This is a genomic window from Cerasicoccus maritimus (genome assembly GCA_031296935.1).
Classification (GTDB): Bacteria; Verrucomicrobiota; Verrucomicrobiia; order Opitutales; family Cerasicoccaceae; genus Cerasicoccus; species Cerasicoccus maritimus.
The window spans coordinates 99,761-120,122 of sequence record JAVDPD010000013.1; the positions used below are offsets into that span (position 1 = coordinate 99,761).

General features: G+C 51.7%; 13 protein-coding genes. 8 read left to right on the plus strand and 5 right to left on the minus strand.

From position 1 onward, the window contains the following. Positions 1–403: 403 nt before the first annotated feature. Positions 404–1,144, minus strand: coding sequence for a PEP-CTERM sorting domain-containing protein (locus RBB62_RS10080; RefSeq protein ID WP_309398668.1), 741 nt, complete (start codon positions 1,142–1,144; stop codon positions 404–406). A gap of 20 nt (positions 1,145–1,164) precedes the next feature. After that, entirely contained in the window at positions 1,165–1,854 is a 690-nt protein-coding gene (locus RBB62_RS10085; RefSeq protein WP_309398669.1) for a hypothetical protein, read from the minus strand. A 265-nt stretch (positions 1,855–2,119) separates the two neighbouring features. On the opposite strand from RBB62_RS10085, the gene RBB62_RS10090 reads away from it, so the two are divergent. The 7 genes from RBB62_RS10090 to RBB62_RS10120 all read left to right on the plus strand — a co-directional run bounded on the left by RBB62_RS10090 (position 2,120) and on the right by RBB62_RS10120 (position 12,942). Next, a complete protein-coding gene (locus RBB62_RS10090; RefSeq protein ID WP_309398670.1) occupies positions 2,120–5,665 on the plus strand; it encodes a hypothetical protein in 3,546 nt (1,181 codons plus the stop codon). 8 nt (positions 5,666–5,673) lie between these two features. Continuing rightward, on the plus strand, positions 5,674–6,480 hold the full coding sequence (locus tag RBB62_RS10095) for a hypothetical protein (protein WP_309398671.1): 807 nt from the start codon (positions 5,674–5,676) through the stop codon (positions 6,478–6,480). Positions 6,481–6,596: 116 nt separating this feature from the next. Next, positions 6,597–7,550: an AraC family transcriptional regulator gene (locus tag RBB62_RS10100; protein ID WP_309398672.1), complete on the plus strand. Its 954-nt coding sequence runs from the start codon at positions 6,597–6,599 to the stop codon at positions 7,548–7,550. A gap of 6 nt (positions 7,551–7,556) precedes the next feature. Then, a complete protein-coding gene (locus RBB62_RS10105; protein ID WP_309398673.1) occupies positions 7,557–8,939 on the plus strand; it encodes a family 20 glycosylhydrolase in 1,383 nt (460 codons plus the stop codon). 44 nt (positions 8,940–8,983) lie between these two features. Further along, a complete protein-coding gene (locus RBB62_RS10110) occupies positions 8,984–9,622 on the plus strand; it encodes a type II secretion system protein (RefSeq protein ID WP_309398675.1) in 639 nt (212 codons plus the stop codon). Positions 9,623–9,657: 35 nt separating this feature from the next. Beyond that, complete coding sequence (locus RBB62_RS10115; protein WP_309398676.1) at positions 9,658–12,051, plus strand: heparinase II/III family protein; 2,394 nt, start codon at positions 9,658–9,660, stop codon at positions 12,049–12,051. A 48-nt stretch (positions 12,052–12,099) separates the two neighbouring features. After that, positions 12,100–12,942, plus strand: coding sequence for a polysaccharide lyase (locus RBB62_RS10120; RefSeq protein ID WP_309398677.1), 843 nt, complete (start codon positions 12,100–12,102; stop codon positions 12,940–12,942). A gap of 81 nt (positions 12,943–13,023) precedes the next feature. On the opposite strand, the gene RBB62_RS10125 is transcribed toward RBB62_RS10120, so the two are convergent. Both RBB62_RS10125 and RBB62_RS10130 read right to left on the minus strand, forming a co-directional pair. Beyond that, positions 13,024–13,602, minus strand: a complete 579-nt coding sequence (locus RBB62_RS10125) for an NUDIX hydrolase (RefSeq protein ID WP_309398678.1) — start codon at positions 13,600–13,602, stop codon at positions 13,024–13,026. Positions 13,603–13,822: 220 nt separating this feature from the next. Further along, positions 13,823–18,625: a glycoside hydrolase family 9 protein gene (locus RBB62_RS10130; protein WP_309398679.1), complete on the minus strand. Its 4,803-nt coding sequence runs from the start codon at positions 18,623–18,625 to the stop codon at positions 13,823–13,825. Positions 18,626–19,141: 516 nt separating this feature from the next. Between RBB62_RS10130 and RBB62_RS10135 the strand changes: the two genes are divergently transcribed. Then, positions 19,142–19,723 carry a hypothetical protein gene (locus tag RBB62_RS10135; protein WP_309398680.1) on the plus strand — a complete coding sequence of 194 codons (582 nt, stop codon included), beginning with the start codon at positions 19,142–19,144 and terminating at the stop codon, positions 19,721–19,723. Between the two features lie 46 nt (positions 19,724–19,769). Here RBB62_RS10135 and RBB62_RS10140 read toward each other — a convergent pair whose 3' ends face one another. Further along, the gene (locus RBB62_RS10140) at positions 19,770–20,171 is read right to left on the minus strand and encodes a cupin domain-containing protein (RefSeq protein ID WP_309398681.1); all 402 of its coding nucleotides are present in this window, start codon (positions 20,169–20,171) and stop codon (positions 19,770–19,772) included. Positions 20,172–20,362 lie beyond the last annotated feature (191 nt).

Here is a 20,362-nt window from a genome sequence, read left to right on the forward strand (position 1 = left end):
TACCTGAATCCTTTCCCACCCGATCTCACTGTAAATCTCGTGGCGAACTCACTTGTGGCACCCTCTAAGCAACTTTGTCAGAGAACACATCTTCTTGGGCCTTGAGCTCCCCCGCGTGCAAAATCACTAACATTACGATTTAGCCGAGAAAAGACTCAGCCAACAGCCAATGTAGTGTATTCCACTATCATCCCAGCGACTCTCTCTGAGTTCAAAATTCTAAGTAAAGAGCCACTCGCAAAGTAGATAACGAGTGGCTCCCATTGGAGGAACTACGAGTTCCGTTGAATCTCGAAATCAGTCCAGATCGTAGCGTAACAGCACAGTGCTGCCCCCCTAGCTACAACATTGCGACTTGTTCGAATTCAATGAAGTTGAATATACTTAGACAGTCTGCCTTGGATTACTTTTTTCGCTTTATCCTACGACGCGCAACCGCCAGCACGCCAATAACTGCCACACCCATGAGGGCAAAATTGGATGGCTCAGGGATCGACGAAACTTCAACAGCATAATCAGCAAGATAGTATCCACCACTAGAGGTATAACCACTGCCACTTGTGCCAGCGTTTATAAGGATACCGCCACGGTCCGAAGCACCCGAGACAATGAAGGTCCCCGAGATACTCGTCCAAGTCTGATTATCATCCTGAAAACTGAAAGTTTGCGCGACGTCCGTGTAACTGCTCACCCCGACTCCAGTCGTACCTTCCGTGTAGAGAACTTGCCAGTCATTTGGATCGATGCCACCATTGGTATCATTGCCAAGGATCTTAAAGCTGTAGCTCACCAGAACATCTTGACCCGAGGTAAAATCAGTGAAATCCAGATTCATCAAATAGAACCCAAAATTGGTATTCTGAGTATTTACAGTGCGAACGTAGTAAGCCGTTTCGCCAGCAATCGACACTATTGAATGATCAGAGCTTCCACTTTCGCCTCTGACGATAAACATATTGGCCGTGGTGCCCGGATCACCTGATCCACTGTAAGAGGTGTCTAATGTATAATTCCAGCTGGCAACGTCTGTGGCCAAAGTCTCTGGAGTTGAAAAAGAGTATCCGTATTCCCGCGTCTGAGCATTCAAAGAAATGCTACAAATGGCGCCGATTACAAACAGAGGTAGAACTGTTGTGCTTTTCATTTTTTGCCTATTCTTGAGTGTTAGTTTTGTTTAATCAGTGAAATGGTTTCCAGTCGGACAGCCTTCCCCGTACCTCTGCCATAGCCGACTTTAATTTGTATCTCGTTGGGCTTGCCCGGTGAGAGAAAACGTAGCGATCTAATCTCCAGCGGATCCCCAGAATCTGGTTTGAAGTAAAAATCCACCCGCCCATTTTCATGCCAGTATACTTCAAACGAACGCGCTCGATTAAACCAACTGACCGGATCTGAAAACTCGATTTCACCCGTACCGCTGACTAGGACACCCGTTGTATTATTGATCAATTTAATGATTAGCAGCGGACGCCCCCTGGACAGCAATGTAATCGTGGCATTCTGATTTTGAGAACCTGATGTCCCGGCCCGAAACAAGAATCCACCCGCTGGAATACTATCGAATTTATAGACGAGCAATGGAGTGCCATCTGCATCATTCAGTTTATGAGCGGAGCTGTCGCAAACATCATTGAGAACCATTGCGACTTGCCCCGGCTCAACCAGCCCAGGCGGGGGAACCACTTGAATCGCGCCCTCCTGCTCAGCGGCGACAGAGCCAATAGCCCAATCCTTAAGAAACGCTTCGGTATCCAGATTACCATTTCTGAAGTCCCAAGTCCCAACCGTTTCTGCACTAACCTGCATCAATCCGAGCATAAGGATCGGTAAAACTTTCAAGTAAATCGTTGACATTACATAAAAAGGATTATTTTAATTTTATCGATCGTCAACAATATTTTTATCAATTTTAATCTTACCGACATCGCTCAAGCCGCATCGCCAGGGTAAACCAGCAATACGCCATTATTGGTCATCGCAAGTTGATGTTGCCCGATCAGGTGAAGCGCTCCCGAGGCCATAACAATAGGCTAAGAGTAGTCCCTCACCGGAACACGAGCATGACTACCACCATGCAATTATACTGAAAGCACCTGGAATATCGACCTCTGCATAACAAATGCCATACACCAAGAATAGATACAGCAGGATAATCACCAAAGACGCTAAGCCAGGCTTTGCACTGATTATCGCTCTAGCTCTGATGGCCTTCATGGTGATGCTGATGCTTTCCATCAGCACGCTAATCAACATCGAAACGCGCACTACCAGTATTGAAGCATCCAAGAATAAGGCACGGCATAACGCACAGTTAGGATTGTATATTGCACTCGGAGAACTGCAACGCCTGGCCGGCCCGGACCAGCGGATAACCGCACGTGCAGATATACTCGAAGACTATGACCAAGCGACTAACCCATCAGACGATCAGACAGTTTCGAATCCATTCTACACCGCCGTCTGGGACGTAAGGCCAACGCAGAACCTTAACTGGCCCCATGAGCCGGGAGCTCAAAACGATACCAACCTCCTCCAGCCACCCGCCTTCCTCGTCAGTGGAAACGAGGGCTTTATATGGGGAAACCACGCCAACATTACCCAAGCCACCGCAGACTTTACTAATCCATACACCTTTGAAGAAGCAGATGTAATTGTCGAAAAGCAACTCATTGGAAACACAGCAGGCATATTCAATGATCGTTATGCCTGGTGGATTGGCGATGAAGGCCTCAAGGCCAAGATCAACCGGAAAGCCATCAAGGACGAGACACCCTCGAACTCCTTCGAATGGCTACACCCCGTCGGCGCAACGCCACAGCTGGTGGACACCAGTCTGCGCGACCTCGATCGAGCCAAGTATGATACTTTCGCCAGCGATGCAACCAGCATGGAGATGCTCCAGCTCATCGACCCACGCTTTGCCAATGTATTCACGTCGGAAACCGACGACACAACAAATCCGCATTATCATGACTTCAGCTTAGATTCACTTGGAGTCTTGGCGGATGTCCGCAATGGCGGCCTAAAAAAGGACCTCACCGTAGCCCTACAAACCGATGGAAATGCAGCTCCAGACGAAACAAAAAACAGCTCCCCACTTTACCCGGAATTTGCACTTCCAGATGAACACAAAATTATTCAACCCACTTGGGGCTACCTGCGCGACCATTACCAAGGCATACAAACAATCAATAACAATGATAACAGCAATGCGCTCCTCGATGCAACCTGGGCAACTGGAGAAATCGTCGCCATGCGTATGCCGAGCGAAAACACACCCGGCATTTTACCGATCCTGACCAGAGCCCAACTGGGCATCACTCCAGCATTAATACAGACATCTCCCCCCGATGCCGATACCACCACTTGGGAAATCTACTACTACTACTTCCCCGCCATCGTGCTCTGGAACCCCTACAATGTTGCGATGCGCATACCGGAATTAAGAGCGATTTCCCGCCCATACGTCGGCAGCAGCAATTACAAATTTCATGACCGCTACGGCATTCGACTATCCATACGTAATGCAACAGGAAATGAAGTCGTAAGCAATGTACCAACCATTGGAGGCCAACTAGAAAGTTCTACTCCAAATCAAAGTATCGGGCCAATGCATTTTTACATTCCCGAAATGGTCTTACCCGCCGGGCGAGCCGTGATATTATCCCCCGATGAAGGAACTTTCCAATTAGCTGATTCCAGTGACACAAACACCAATGATCTGAAGCCTGGATGGCGACCAAATGGATCGTTCTACCGACGCACCCACGTAGTCTTAACGCTCGACGCCGACGCTCAGGGAGACTCCATTGCGGATTATGAAGTAACCATGAAAATGGCCCTTCCAGACAACGAAGCCAAAAGCATTTACACCAATAGTTTCTACAACTCCAACGGCGTATGGGATCTACTGGAACCCTCTTCAATTGGGCAGCTAAAAGACGGCTGGCTATCAGTCAGCTCACCAGAAAAACTGTTCGTTAATCAGATTTTTCAGCTATCACACACAAAGGGCGGTGCCACATCTCTGGTATTTAACGCATCGCAAATGAAGCGCCTTGCGGACCCTGCTGATTTCGAATCGCCGGCAAGCTTCCTTGAGGAAGGCTCGCTGACCGTCCCATCCGTTCTACAGGTTTTTTCAACGAAATTTTCCGACGATAATTTTGGCCTCCCCAATAGCGCATTTGGAGCCGAAAAAATCCGCTGGAGCTATCACTACAATCCTCGTTCGGAGTACACATTCAGCCGCTCCGCAGAAATGCCCAGCACCTACACCTCCGGACTTTTCTTCAACTACGATGCCGTCGATGCCTTTACGCCTGCATTAGTACTGAACGACCCCAACCCAGACCCAACCTATACACCCGTGGGCGGCCAGGCAGATAATTTCGACAACGACCGCGCAGCGATTTTTCGCTTATCGCAACCAGGTGATGAGTATTTCAATATTGCCAGTTTGCGCCATGCAAACCTCGCCAGCAGCGCGATACGCCCCGTTAGCGGCAATGAGCCGAGAGGTGGCCAACACCTAACTCCTGCATTTAATCTAGGAGAATCAATCGCATCTCCACTGATTGAACCAGAGGAAGTGGTCGCTCATTTTAATGAGCCTGAAAGATTCTGGCTGCCAGACATACCGTATCTGGTAAATGAAGCGCTCTACGACAGATATTTTCTTTCAGCAGTAAACTCAAATACGCAGCAATCAGCGCATCCATTGCTCTTGGAATACGGCGCATCCCTGGCCCAAACAGAAACCTCGGATGGCTTCAATGAACATGCTGCGAAGTTGATGCTGGATGGCGCATTTAACGTAAACTCCACTTCCATCGAAGCCTGGGCAGCATTTCTAGCGAACGCCCTCGATGCACCCGTAACTCTACAAGATCAAAATCAAGACGCAGAAAATGGCGCGCCCTACACCAGATTAATGAATCCGCTCGGAGGCAGCCTCTCCCCAGGGGAGCTAAACTCAGAAAACAAGGGAATGCTCACCGGCTTTCGGCGCCTAAACGAGCATGAACTAAGAGCCCTTGCTACTGCGATCGTTGAAGAAGTCAAAGTCCGGGGTCCATTTCCCAGCATGAGCCAATTTGTCAATCGAGTGAGAGCCAATCCCACCGCAGACTGGTCATCCAATAGCCAAACCCTACGGGATGACCTACCAGCCGAGCGAAAACAAGAGCTCGTTGCTAAAGGTACCCTGCAAGCAGCTCTGGATCGCAAGCCATCGAATAGCGACACCATCGCTTCGGCCTTGCCCAACGCATCACTCTTAAGCGAAGAATCATCGAAAGTCAGCGCTTCAGAGAACCATAGCAGCATCGCAAACGCCCAAGCCCTGGATGGAGTCACCACCCAAGGCATGCCTGGATACCTCATGCAAGGAGACCTACTTTCCACGTTGGACTCTGCCATGACAGTTCGCTCTGACACTTTTCGCATTCTTGCCTATGGTGAAGTAAGTGATCCATTCACAGACAAAATAATTTCTACGGCACAATGCGAAGCCATCGTCCAAAGAATCCCCGAATATGTAGATACCGCCGACGAGCCCTGGGCACCCCCATACAATGCAGATGGCACAAACGCACTTCATTCAGAAACCAATGCACAGCTTGGCCGCAGATTCATCATCGTATCCTTTCGATGGATAGACTAGAATTTCGCATGAAAACAACACCACATACACTACGTCAATTGCTGTCCCTTTTGGGGCTGCTAGTCTGCTATTCAAGCCTCAGCTTACATGCCGAGAATGATCCACTGGTTTCAGTGGACCTTGCCATACTAATGCTGGAGCAACAAAATCAGCCCAAATACAATGCACCGTTTTCAACTGAAGTAAATGCGCAGTCTCACTCAGAGGATGCGGAGAGGTACAAGCGCTGGGTGCGCACCAGCTCCAATCCAGATAACTTCCAGCAAGTCGTTGCAGATGAAAATCTCCTGTCCTTGCCATTTGCCTATCATGGGCCTCGACAGTTCACGCTCTACGAGCGAGTGAATCAACCAGGAGAAAAAACAACATTCATTCCTCGCGAGAGACTACTCCTACCAAGCAATTCCACCTCTGGTGTGCTGGTTCTAACAAGGGATCAGAGAACAAGTGAATCTTCACCATTTAAAATAGGCTTCATCGATTGCTCAGAAGCTGATCAAAACAGCATGGGGGTGCTTTTCTGCAATTACTCGGATGCACCGAAAGCAGTCCGTATTGGAAAAAACAGTAGTCCAATAACCATCAATCCATCAGCACGCTCATGGACGCCACTGCACCAAGACCGTGCCGTAACACCACTGAAAATTGCTTCCTTTGATGGCCAGTGGAAGCTTGTCCAAAATACGGTAGTCCGCCTATCGCCCCACCGTCCGACATTGGGAGTCATTTTGCCTGGTGATCAGGATAGCTCAAAATCCATTCGGCTCCTCAGATTCACGTTACCAAACTGGAAGAGCACTACCCCGAATGCATGAAAAATAACAATGCCCCAAAGAGGACAACGATTCACAGGATCAATATAATCGTTGACATTACCTAAATGTTTTTTATTTAATATTATCGATCTTAGCAAATAATCAAAATTAAATTAATGGAAACGGCTAAACCAGAAGAGTATCATACCCAACTTCATCCGACAAAAGAAGATACAGCACCAAAATGGCTTAAGGCCATTGGCGACCTTCCTGACCATTATCACGGTCACGTCTGGCAAAACGGTGTGATGCCAAACAATTACATGTTCTTTCTACGGCAAAACGCCGAGGAGCTGAGCCCAACCCGAGTCACTCAAAATCTGCACCAGAGGTACGAATTAGTTGTAAACTATTCTGGGTCGGCGCGGGTTTGTCTCGGTGATGACGAATACGATTTCAATCCCGGCTCAGCAACATTGATCCCCCCCGAAACGTTTCACCGTTACTACAACGTTCCTGAGGATGGATTTCTGTGGCTTTTCTTCACATTCGATCTCAGCAGTAAGAACTTGTTGCCCATAAAGTCAGGGCTGATGACAGAGCTAACGGATGCTCACTTAAAGTCCATTAAGCAAGCGACCCAGATCTACCTGGATCCGTGCTCAGAACTCGACATTTTTGAAGCTGCGCTAACCATGGGGAGAGTCTGCCAATCGGCCGTCAAAACCCATACGCTGTCGCCTGTCGACACGATTGACCTACAAGAACACGAAACGAACCATTTTCTAAAAAAGATAGCCCGCTTCGTGGATCGCGAAATGGACTTCGCGGTGCGCATTGATGACATAGCCAAGCACCTCGAAATGTCCGAAAGCAATTTACGCAAAGTTTTCCGTGAAAACTTTGGGGTTAGCCTTGGGGCTTACTTGAGACAATCGCGCCTGACTCGCGGAGTACAACTGATCAATTGCCCTGACCTTTCAATCTCAGATGTCGCAAAACGCTGCGGATTCGAATCCATCAACTCATTTAGCCAATCTTTTAGCCGGGCTATAGGCATGCCCCCCTCAGCCTACAGACAACATCTTGCCGAAGGAAAATCACCCATTCACGTGAATTTCGAGCAATAAATAGATATGGCTACAGCATTAGCATTCGACGCTCAATCCGCAGCGGTGCCATTTCGCGGAGTACACTTGGACCTCAAAGGATTAGTCCCAACATTCCATCGTTTGCTGGAGCTGGTTGACATTTTCTACACGCTTAGAATTCAAGCTATATTAGTAGAGTGGGAGGACTGCTTTCCGTGGTCTTGCGATCCACGCCTTCGTGCACCACATGCTTACACCAAAGACCAAATCTTACAGTTCGCAAAGCGATGTGATGAGCTTGGCATTGAGATCATTCCACTGGTCCAAAGCCTCGGCCATTCCGAGAATGTCCTGCGCCTGCCCGGTAACGAGAGCATGCGAGAAGTCCCACACCGTACCGATGTTTTCCACCCTTTAGCCCAAGGTTCACCTCAGATAGTCGCCGACATGATTCGGGATGTCATTGAGCTCATCCCTGGTATCAAGCACTTTCATTTAGGTGGAGATGAAGTTTACACTTTGGGTAAACACCCCGCAAGCAAGGAGTTTATTGAAACTTATGGAATAGCAGAACTATACTTAAAACAATTACAACCATCACTCATTCTCCTTAAAGATAACTCCATACGCCCCCTGCTCTGGCACGATGAAGTCGTCCAATGGGAAGATGATCAGATAAAAGTTTTCGCACAAGACTTCGACCTGGTTGTTTGGGGATACACGGGCGACCCAAGAAATCCAGAAACCTATCATTTCCGGCTCCCCCACATCGAGAAACTTCACAAGCTGGGTTGCTCCATTTGGGGCGCCACCTCTTACAAAGGCGCAGACGGCCCTTGGGCAAATCTGCCTGATACGCTTGCAAGAGCAAAAGCTACACAGGGTTGGGCTGCGCTAACGGCTCAATTTGGATTGAAAGGCATATTCATCACGGCCTGGAGCCGATATGCTAGCGGCAGAATTCAAGTGACTCCAATCGATGGCGCCCTTGATTCACTGGCCTACATGGCCATAACCCTCCACAACGGACAAGCTCCTCTGGATGGCATCAAGACCTGTATTTCCGTACTGGATGATTTAGGAGAAGCTACGCACCTCGCTTCGTGCAAACAGCTTCTGTGCAATTTCACTACGCACGTAGATAGATCGTGGGACTGGATTCGACAACTCCATGAGCAAAAGGAAAATATTAAGCTCGAACCAACCAGAGCAAACAGTGGGATTGAAGAAATTATCTTTGACCTGCTCGCGCAAGACATAACGGCCTGTAGGGAATTCGGTGAACAATTGGAGCAATGCCTCAATGGAAAAGTAGTGGCTCCTTTACCACAATATTATTGGGAAAGCCGGCTAAGAGCAATCGAAGATGCTTCCAATCAACTCGTGAATGACGAAGCACTTTGCGCCTCATCAGCAGCTCTTGCCTAGTTCCCACGCACACCAGTCCCACCCATTTTTTTCACTGTTTCAAGATGCAAAAGCTAGCAAATTATCCTAAGGAGAGCCATTCAGGATTCACTCTAGTAGAGCTCCTTGCCGTCATGGCAATTGTCGGAGTGTTGGCATCAATCCTCATCCCAGTAGTTGGGACCGTACGCCAGAGCGCCAAACGCAGCGTTTGCGCCAGTAATCTCCGACAGCTGAGTTCGGCGTCATTACTATATTCGAATGACCACAATGGCGATCTGATCGCAACTCCGTTTCAAGAGGCAGGGAAATACTGGTTTAGGCAGGTTTATCCATATCTCGATAATGATGAGTACAAAGTTACATCCTCAGTTTTCCAATGCCCTGATGACGATTCTGCAATTGAGGCGTTCGAAACCAACGGCACGGAATGGAATGCCATTTCTTATCTTTTACTAAAAGATGAACCCACGTGGAAGATACGCACACAGATATCCAACGCGCCAGATTCGCCTCAATTCATCGACTCAGAAACCACAGCTACGACAGATTACTATAATCAAACCAAATTCAAAAGTAAGGTGAAGGGTTCCTCAACTGATTGGCGGCACAATTCAGGACTCAATGCAGCTTACTGGGATGGCAGCGTACAGTTCATCGAGGAACCAACTTACGAAAATGTTTTCAGGTCAAAGAACTTATAGCGTTTGCGCCGACAGACTGATTACTCAAGGCACCCATGAAGACCTCTACCCTATTGTTAGCGCTGCTACCCTATATCTGCTTGGCGAACGAACCTTGGCATTATGCCGCATGGAAAACCTCGCCGCCAACTCAAAGCGATATTCCTACTCTGTGCGAAAAAGCAGCCTCCGCGCTGACATCCTCCAATGTGTTGCTCTTTAACCAAGCAGCTAACGAAACAAACTTTACCTCGCATGCACGCCCTCCGATTGAATGGACTGCCTGGCAGCTAAGCCACCTCTATCGATTAAACGGTGATGCGGCAGCCGCAGAGAAAGCCGCAACCATACTAGCCGGCCTCGCATCCAGAAATACGCCACAACCACCGACAGGCATACACGTAGAAGGCAAGTGGATTCCCTACCCGGCGGTCATCAGCTTTGGCTTAGTTTACGATGCCCCAATCTGGCCCGTTAAAGCTAAAAGTGGCGAGGTACTCGCACGAAAGGAAGACATTGAAGTATGGCTCAAGGCATATTCTCAGTCCTTCCAAAAGCTGCTCAATCGCCCTAATCAAATAACAAACTATACTCCTTTTGGCTTAAGGCATGCCGCCTCATTGGCCTTAGTGATTCAAGACGAAGTCTTGCTCCAAAAGTGTTATGACACCGCAAACTATTTAGCCTGGGGATCAGACTTTTGGTATGCGGATTTAATTTGGCAAGAAGGCACTGTTTCCTATGCAAGGCAAGTTACCGGAAACTTAAAAGCACTGTTGCCGATGCTTGAAGCAGGGCTGCTCTCTGGCCAGGCTCAGTATACCAAAGCGGAAGTCCAGAAACTGTCGGAGCGTCTCGACGCCATTGATAAGGCGCAAAATGACTTTCGAATGCCCAGCGGTAGACCGATTCCTATCAATGACACCCATTGGGCAGTTCCAGCCACTTCAACACCGAGGGCGCCGAAACCCATTGAATTTCCAGACTTCGGCCATTTCTCACTAGCCGGTCGCGATATCGAGTCACACTTGTCGTTGCCGGTTTTGACCGGAGGTGGTCGCTACGGCGGCGGGCACATTCACGACAGTAGATTAAGTTTGCAACTTTGGGGGCACGGCCAAGAGCTCCTGCCCGATGCAGGCTACGCATTCAGACCTGCCAATAACCGTTATTTCCACATGTCCCCACTCGCTCATAATGTGTCGTTGGCGTATGACGAAGATACGACCTACGAAGATGGGCCTTACGGAGTATGGCAAGGAGCATGGGCTCGTAGCGCACTATTAGGCTATGATAGCGGCCAGTCCTCAAATGGCGTTGTCACCTATATTGCAGGGGCTTCGCCTGGCCCTGTCAACGAAGGCATAAAAGTATCCGAACGCGCGCTTATCCAAGTCGCTACAGGCGATTGGTCTGGTTATGTCCTTGACTGCTTCTGGCTGAAAGGCGGCACAATCCATCGCTCGATGTTACGGCAAACGGAAGATGAAGACGTCGTCCAAACAGTTGATGCCCAATTAGTAGATGCTGGCTTAAGCATGGCGCATGTATTGAATGAAGATAAAGTTGGCGATGGAGCCTGGAGCGCTCTGCTCAAATCCCCCAAAAGAGTGGATACCGAGTCCTCTTTCAAGATGACCTGGCTAGGCACCGAGAGCAATGTAGCGCTCAATCTGTTTATAGCACCACAACCCGGTTCAACCAGCTGGATCAGCAGGCTTCCACGCCTTCGGCCAACCAATCAGGATGAATCCAAAAAGAACGACTTCCTTGGATGGCATCTGCTTCGACAGAAACAAGTTCAGCCAGACGAACCTACGCTCTGGGCTAGTGTTTATGAGCCAGTCGCTGATGGCGAAGTATCCAAAATACTAAACGTGATTTGGGACTTTAATCAGCATGGGTCCGGTGTAATGGTAACCATTGTCCTGCAAGATCGAACAGATCATTGGTTTTTGGGGCAGTCTAGCAATGGGATAAATTTTGGAGATTATACATTTCACGGACGCGCAGCCGGCTTCTCAACTCGAAGCGATCAAACTCTGTGGCGCTGGGCCGCGGTTGGTTCAACCTTACAGCAGAATGAAGAGCTAATCATTGACGGAGGCAAAAATACGCCAATGCGGGTACTGTCACTGCAAGGATCACCTTCGGGTACAGAGCTGTTGGTCGACGGTCAAATGAATCTGCCCTCCTCACGCTGGGCTGCAATTACTTTTGCCGATGGAAGCGGACGTGGGCTCTACCTGAACAAGAGTAGAGAGAGAGAGGCTGGGACTACTATTTTTGAATTGGAAAAAGACCCCGGCTTCAGCGTTGAAGAGTCGGCCATGACTCGAAGCACATTCCCACTGCACACGATAGAAGGCGCTACATACATTTCTCCACTCGGCGGCGTATTCAAAACCAACGAAAAATCGCCTGCTGATTCGGAAGTACAAATCAATTAACTGCTTTCTGAAAAATTTCACCGGCAACTTCAACCCTTCACCTAGAGCATGAATACGTGTTTCTCTCCGCTTAAATTTTTTAAGGCCCTCAAGTCACATGCCACGCAGCTTGTCATGTGCTCAATCCTCGCGATGCCCCTTGGTTCATCATATGGGCAGTCAACCATCTACAGCGATAACAGTGTCTATTTCAGCTGGCAAAACAGCACCTACTGGTATGGCTATTTCACCAGTGATTTTGGCAACGTTTACGGATATAGCGACGAAGAAAAAGACAGGCATCAGATAACTAATGGAGTGTTAGGCGTCAAGTTACTCAAGGACTTGGTAGGTCAGTCAGGAGGCACCATCTGCGATGTTCTGATTGATAACGGGACCGATTACATCATTAAGTATAAAGTTAAATTTGAGTCTGGCTTTGATTGGAAAAAAGGAGGCAAACTGCCAGGGATTGGCGGAGGCCAAATCTATGCTGGCGGCCAGGATACCTCTCCTGGCGATGGATGGTCCTTCCGCATTGTTTGGCACACCTACGACAACATAAACAATGGCCAACCATTTCTAGCGCCATACGCCTATTACGTTGATCAGCCTGGTGTCTATGGCGATGAATTTAGCACACGTTACTTCATTACCGATGACAATTGGTATGACATTTGGATTCACGTCAAAATGAACACCGATGATAATTATGACGGCAAGCTTCAGGTAAAAATCAACGACAGTACAATTTACTACAATGCAACTTTCCGATGGGTAACCCAAAATTCAGGGAGAGAAATTGATCAAATAATGTGGGATATTTTCAGAGGCGGCGATGCGACATCTGACTACATTTCATCCAACGACTGCTGGATATACCTGGACGATTTCGTCATCGACAAACAGTAAATCCTACTCATTCACGGTTAGGCGACAGGCATCGAGTAAAGATGCTGAACCTTGGACCGTAAAGACGCTCTCCAGCGAAGCTCAACTGAGCCTTTCGACGCCCGATTCGGCAAAGTTAGATAAAAAGCCTTCTTGAACGAGCTCCTGTAGCTTCGCATAAGCCACACGCATCGATTCGAAGGCGAGGTCTGCAGCAGCGATATCAGCCAACGCGCGCCAGGACATCGCAGTGACCTCCCCTTCCTGCACAACGCCGTTGCCTGCGGGCTCCGCTAATTGTGCAGTGAAAAACACATCGCAGGTCGAGCAGGTTTTGCCCCCGTAAAGGTAATCGTTTTTGTGTGAAATCAGGTAACGCAGCTCCTTGATTTTCAGGCCGACCTCTTCTTCGATTTCACGCACCGCGGCGCACTCCAACGACTCGCCGGCATCTAGAAATCCTCCAGGAGGCGCAAGCTTACCCTTGGCCGGCTCACGACCACGCTCGATGAGCAACACACGCCCCTCGGCGTCAAAAATCCACACCGCAACGGCAGCAATCGGGTTGTTAAACATCGCGTGTCCGCAGTCGGCGCATTGGCGCTTTAAGTCACCCGCCGACAAATTCGACGAGCCGCACATCGGGCAATTTTGGAACGATTCAAACAGCGGGGAACTCATGTCGTGAAACGTAGCACAGTCCCCATAGGCCGCCAGAACAATCCGCCAACTTTGCGCACCGCATTTGCGCAATGCGCAAATCTATCGGTCCAGCTGGAAGCTGGAACAGGGCGCGGTCTCTGCTACCGCGCCCTGCTGTGTTCGCCTGGTTGAAACCAACCACCCAGGCTATGTATCTTACTCAATCCAACTTAAAGCCGATTATGGCTACGTCAGCCTATCAGTTGGGAAAGTTCGCCAGCGGCGCACCGCCGTATACTTGTGTTTGGCGTGCGAGTGCGCCGGTGAAGCCCGCATTGTAATCCATCGCCACTTCGTTGGTGATGTAGTCCGTGCGGTCATCGACGTAGCTGAAATCATCGGCTGACTTCGGGCCGCCAACCAACGCGCCATAGAGCACGTGCAGGTTGTTGACCGGCAGGCCAATGTTGTTCGTCGTCGAGCCATGCGCAGCGCGGTGGTGCGGATTGATCGGCGAGTTCTCACCGAAGCCGACCACGTAGCTGCGGTTCGCAGGATTGTCGCCAAGGATGTAGTCGAGCTGCTCCGCGGCAAAGCCCGTGTAAACGCCGCCGTCATCGTTGACCGTATCACCGTAGATGAAGGCCATCATTGCGGTGTTCGCGGCGTAGCGCAGGCTACCCCACTGGTCAAGCCAGGCCAGGCCGCCATCGGTGCGCGTGATCGATCCGCCGACCCAGTTATCGAGCCAGTTTTCCACGGCGTTCTTGTAAGTCGCCTTGCCGGTCAGCTGGGCCAGGAGCACGGCGGCACCGTAAGACTTGTCGTCCCAGTTAATCGTCCAGCCGTTGTTGAGGCCACCCACGGCGCTCCAGTAGCTCTCGGCCTTAGTCAGGTAGGCAGCGTCGCCAGTGGCTTTGTAAAGCCAGAGCGCGCCCCAGACGAGCTCGTCTTCGTAGCCCGACCAGGAATTATAGAATGATTGAACGTTCGAAATTGAGTCTGAATACTTGCCGCGGTAGGAATCAGCAAAGGCGTAGAGTTCTTTAGCATGGGAAATTAGTTCGCTAGCGTAGGTAGGGTCACTGTCTTTAAAGATAATAGCTGCTGCTGCTAATGCTGCTGCTGCCTCACCCGCTACATCGGAGCCGGGGTTTTCCGCGTCAACCTTCCAGGCCGGGCGGTCCATCGTCATGGTTTCCGGCGGGCCCCAGTAGGAGTGGTCAACATGACCATCTCCTACCTGTGCGTAAAATTCGTTGGCGCTGGGATGGGCCTTCATCAGCCAATCCGTGCCCCAGCGAATGGTATCGAGCGCCTCGTCGAGCTGTCCACTGTCGGCGTAGCCCTGCTCATACTCGTCGATGCCCCACGCTAACAGCGTCAGCGAGGAGGACATCGGCAGCGCAAACTTTACGTGGTCGCCCGCATCATAGTAGCCACCGCTGAGGTCGACCCCGACGTCCGCGCCATCGTCAAGCGCCGAGTCACCGCGCCATGAGACGCGGTTATCCTCGGGTAACTCACCGGAACGCTGAGCCTCGTAGAAGTACAAAGACTTCTGCAAGGCTTCACCGTAGTTGAAGGAGCTCACTTCCGCATCGCCAGATGTATCATCCGAGCCATCAGAACTGGAGCTGTTGTCATCGGTGCTGCTAGACGAGCCATCGGTGCTAGACGAGTCATCGCCGCCATCCGCAGTCTCTTCTTCAGCGAACGCTTCGGAAGTGATGTGGATGATGCTGTCTTCGTCGTCGTAGTCGCGGATGTCGTTGGAAAGCTCCCAGAACATCACACCGCCGAGGCCTTCGTCGTCGACATACTCAAGCTTGCGTTCCACTGCGCGCGGGCTGTCATAGCCGGCAAAGGTGCCACCATCGAGCGTTGCGCTGTAGAAGTAACTCACCTGCGCTTCCTCGTCCCACTTTTCAGCGGACGGCTCAGCGTCGACGAGCGCAGCGATCGTGCGGTAGTCCGCCATGCCGGGCTCATCGGCAATCGTGCCAACGCCCGTTCCCGTGGCGCTCTGGTAGAGACCATCGTTGGTCGACGGAACGCCCTTCCAGCTGTAGCCGTAAAGCGGGATGCCGAGGTTGAGCTTGTCGGCAGACACACCCGCGTCGATGTAGCCCTGGATCGTGGACGACGCGTTGTAGCGGTCACTGTCCGGGCTGGCCGAATTATGATATAGCGGCGCATTATGGCCAGTGCGATTGCTGACCCAGCGGCCATGATAATCGTAGGTCATCACGTTGAGCCAATCGAGCTCATCGGCGAGGCCGTCGAGGTTGATTTCCTCATACTTGTCATAACCGGCGGGCAGCGCGGCGCTGATCAAATACGTCTTGCCGTCAATCGCGCTTTGTGCATCGAAGGCGTCGCGAATGGCGCGCGCCAGGAGCACGTAGTTTTCGCCATCAGCCGCGGAGACATTCGAGTTCACATCGGTCGCAATGGCCGGGTATTCCCAGTCGAGGTCCACACCGTCGAACTGATACTCGACCACGAAATCGCGGACGGACTGCGCAAACGCTTCGCGCGAGGCGGCGCTGGCGGCAACCGTCGAGAAGCGATCCGAATCAAACCAACCACCTACGGCGATCATCGTTTTCAAATGTGGGTAAGCTTCCTTCAGCTCGATGTATTGATTGAAGATACCCCTCAGTTCCTGGTCCCACGTGTCGTCGCCATAAGTCTTCTCAATGTCAGCCCAGGTGTCGATGATTTCGATTTCGCCCGCGGCATTGATCGTCGCAAATGCGTGGACAATGTGTGTGAGGCGCTCGGCGGGAATATCCGTCGGGTGGTAATCACGACCATAGATGCCCCAACTTGGGAAGTAGGCCACGATGCGCTTGCGGAAGTTGCCATCGACCTCAACATCGGCATTGCCGCCATCCGTTGATCCATCGTCCGTGCCGCCGGTAGAGCCGTCGTCGGTTCCACCATCATCCGTGCTGCCGTCGTCGGTTCCGCCGTCGGTCGATCCGTCATCCGAGCCTCCGTCATCCGTGCCACCGGTAGAGCCGTCGTCGGTGCCACCGTCATCCGTTCCACCGTCATCCGAACCGCCGTCGTTGCCGCCGTTAACTGCGACGCCGTTGATCATAATATTGGTCGGGTAAGAAGATACGTTACCGGGTGTGCCGTTGAAGCCGAACTCAATTGAGCCGCCGGCCGCGATGCTGCCATTCCAGGAAACATTACTGAAGGTGTAGCGGTCGCCTTCGTGCGAGACGAGCGTAGCGCTCCAGTAATCGGTAATTTCGTAGGGCCAGTCAAAACTAAGCTCCCATGCACTGATGGCTGAGCCAGTCGTGTTGGTCACGATCGCAGTGGCGCCAAAACCGCTGCCCCAGTCGTTGGTAATGTCAATCGTGAGGCCCGCCGCGGCGTCTCCGCCAGAGGAACCGCCATCATCCGTGCCGCCCGTAGAACCATCGTCCGTGCCACCGGTGCTGCCATCGTCGGTTCCACCGTCATCAGTTCCTCCGGTTGATCCGTCGTCCGAACCACCGTCGTCGGTTCCGCCGTCGTCCGAGCCATCGCTGATGGCCGTGCCGTTCAGTGTGGCGTTTGTCGGTTGCGTCAAGACATCGCCAGGTGTGCCGTTGAAGCCGAAGGTAACGCTGCTGCCCGCTGGAAGCGAAGCGTTCCAAGTCGCATTCTTCACAGTGATCGTCGTGCCGTCCACGGAAACGAGTTCGGCGTCCCAAATGTTCGACGGCGCGTGCGCCCAATCGAAGGTCAAGGTCCAGCCGCTCAAGTCGGCGCCGGTCGTGTTGGTCAGCGTGGCGCTTGCGGTGAAGCCACTGCCCCAGTCGTCGCTAACGTTGACCACGAAACCTGCGTCGCTGGTCACGCCATCATCCGTGCCGCCAGTTGAACCATCGTCCGTGCCGCCAGTGCTGCCGTCGTCGGTTCCGCCAGTTGAACCGTCATCGGTTCCGCCGTCGTCCGTGCCGCCGTCGTCCGTGCCGCCGTCATCGGTTCCTCCGGTCGATCCGTCGTCCGTGCCACCGTCATCGGTGGAGCCGTCATCAGTCGATCCGTCATCCGAACCGTGATCGTGGTCGTGGTCGTGCTCTTCATCGGAGATATCGACGCCGTTCATCGTGACATCGGTCAGGTTGACTCCGGTGGAATCGCCGCTGGCCTGAAACCCGAAGGTTACCGAGCCGTCCACTGGAATGCTGCCATTCCAGCCAGCATTCGTCAGGCTGTAGCGATCACCATCGCGCCCAACCACATTGGCGCTCCAAATGTTGATCATCTCATTCGGGAAATCAAACTCGAGCGTCCAACCATCGATGGCAGTGTCGAAGGGATTGGTGAGGGTGACATTGCCCACGAAACCGCCATCCCACGAATCTGTCACGGAGAAGTCGACGTAGCTGGAGGTCGGCCCAGCCATGTTCATGTCGTCAGTGGGGTCGGTCGTGGTGTTGCCGTTGTCCTCACCGAAGACGACATCGCTCCACGAGAAAAACACCTCACCTGCCGGGTCGATGCGTTGCCAGATCACGTAGATGCCGGCGCGGCCTTCGCGCTCAGGCAAGTCGAGGGTAAAGGTGTAGTTGTTGTTACTATCCAGGCTGGCCTCGATGTAGTCATCGAGCAGCACGAGGTCGTCCCAGCCGACAGGTTGCAGCGGATCGTAGTCCGGCTTCGTGATGTAGGCCACGAAGAAGCTGGGATCGTGCGGGACGTGCGCGTAATAAACGAAGTCGTAAGGTCCGGCCTCAACTTGAGTCACCGGCCAGTCGTCGCGCAAAAGGTCAAGGCCGGCATACTTATCTCGCCCAGCGCTGGGTAATTCGCCATCGGGAATGTGCGCTCGGTAATCATAATCCGGGACGAGAAGGCTGACTTCGTGCCAGTCGTAAAAAGCCTGGGTGCCGGCGACCGCAATTGCGGCCTCGGAAGAAGGGTAATCTGGAGACTGGGGGTCTTCCAAATAGATTTCGTAGACCCGGCTGACGGGGTCCGCCATCGAACCGTGGCCAAAGGCCGACGCGCTAAAGCTCAGCGCCGCCAGTCCGGTTATAAGGTACTGTTTCATGTAATGTAGGTGTCGGTTTGCATGCGTACAGCGACGCCACGCTCGGGCGCATCGCCAGAATTTTGTATTGGGGCCCGAATCACGGATTCAGGCTAACGGGGGAACGAACCCCCGGCTCTACAGCAGGGAAACAATAGATACAGCTCATCCGCATCACGGCGGATTCTGGCAGTGTAATAACTGGAGTCTATTCATGGTTTCATGTGGGTTGTTTACTCGCAGTTCGGGTATGTTAGTAAGAGTAACTAAAGGAGGACTTATTCCAAGCAGCTAAATTTCTTTTACCATTTCATAATCATGGACTTATATTTCTTTTACAACCTAGAGCACTTTTCATCTAACTGATCACCACCTGATCGGCCAAGTTAAATGAAAAGTGCTCCAGGGCATAAAGCTGAAGCATTATTTTCGCTGAAATAAAATTCTCCCACCAACACTATAAGGCGAAGCTTCCCGACAGATGGATGGATTCTGGTAGTTGACTGGCGGCGCCAATTGAGGTAGCGCTTAACTATCATGTGGCGTAAACCCATCTCGATTTTCTTCGCGCTACTCCTGTTTCACGGATCACTGAACGCCCAGGAACAGCCACGCCAGCGCAAGCCCAATACCACCATTAGCGAAATTCTGATCGATTATGGGCGTACGCGTGAGCGCTCTGAAGACGCCGTTCTCCAACAAGCTCGCAACAAAGCATTTGACGGAGATTACCTGCTCAAAAGCATCGGCATCAGCGGATACGAAGACAACTATTACTGCATTGTCACCATCCAACACGACATCTACCGACCGCTCAATCGCAAGGCCATTCAGGAAATGACCGTGGGCTACGGCCGCACCATGGCCCTGGCCGAAATCGATGCCCGCTACAAGGCCGAACGCATGATTAACGAGCGCCTCAACTCCGCCACCGAGCGGCGCGCCCGCAAGGATGCCATGGAGGCCGCCCAAAAACGCCAAAGTGCAGCCGGCGTCAACGAGCCCGTCATTTTGGATAAGGACGAGGACACGTCTTACATTCTCAAAAGTATCCGATTCAGTGGAAGCACCGACGACTACCTTTGCTACATTAAGTTCGAATACATGGTGATGAAGTAAGGTGCCGGGGCGGCTCTAGAACAGCGATCATTCTGAAGATACAGCCCTACTCGTTATCCGCAAATCCGCTCGGGGGCGCGCCGTCGAAATAAACATCACGGTCAGGCCGGGAACCCGGACTATGGATGTCCAGCATGACCAGCGGCTCGCTCTGCGTCACGAAACCATGCTTCACGCCCGGCGGCAGGCGCAGAAAATCGCCCGCCATTAGCGTGTGGGCCACGCCGTCGAGCAGCGCTGTGCCCTGCCCCGCGAGCACGTAGTAGAGCTCCTCGGCTATACGGTGGTGACTCACCGCGGTGGTCGAATGGGGCTCAATCGTTACGCGGTAGGCGGTCATTTGCAGCTCATCGGACTCGGGAATCAGCGTTTCCAATCCATAGGGCCCGAGGCGCTGCACATTGCGCGAATCGCCAGTTGGCAGGTGGAGGATACGCGGTTTGTCCATCCCCCGACCATGCCAAGTCCATTCCCCAGCGAAAAGGCAAAAAACGCTGTCAACCGACCATCAAGAGCCGCCAAACTTTGCTCCAGATGCCATGAAATTCCTCAATACGAGCCCTAAAATGGCATAAAAGTACTGCTTTCACAACCCAAACTTAACTGAAAATCCCATTAACACTTCACATACAATAGCTT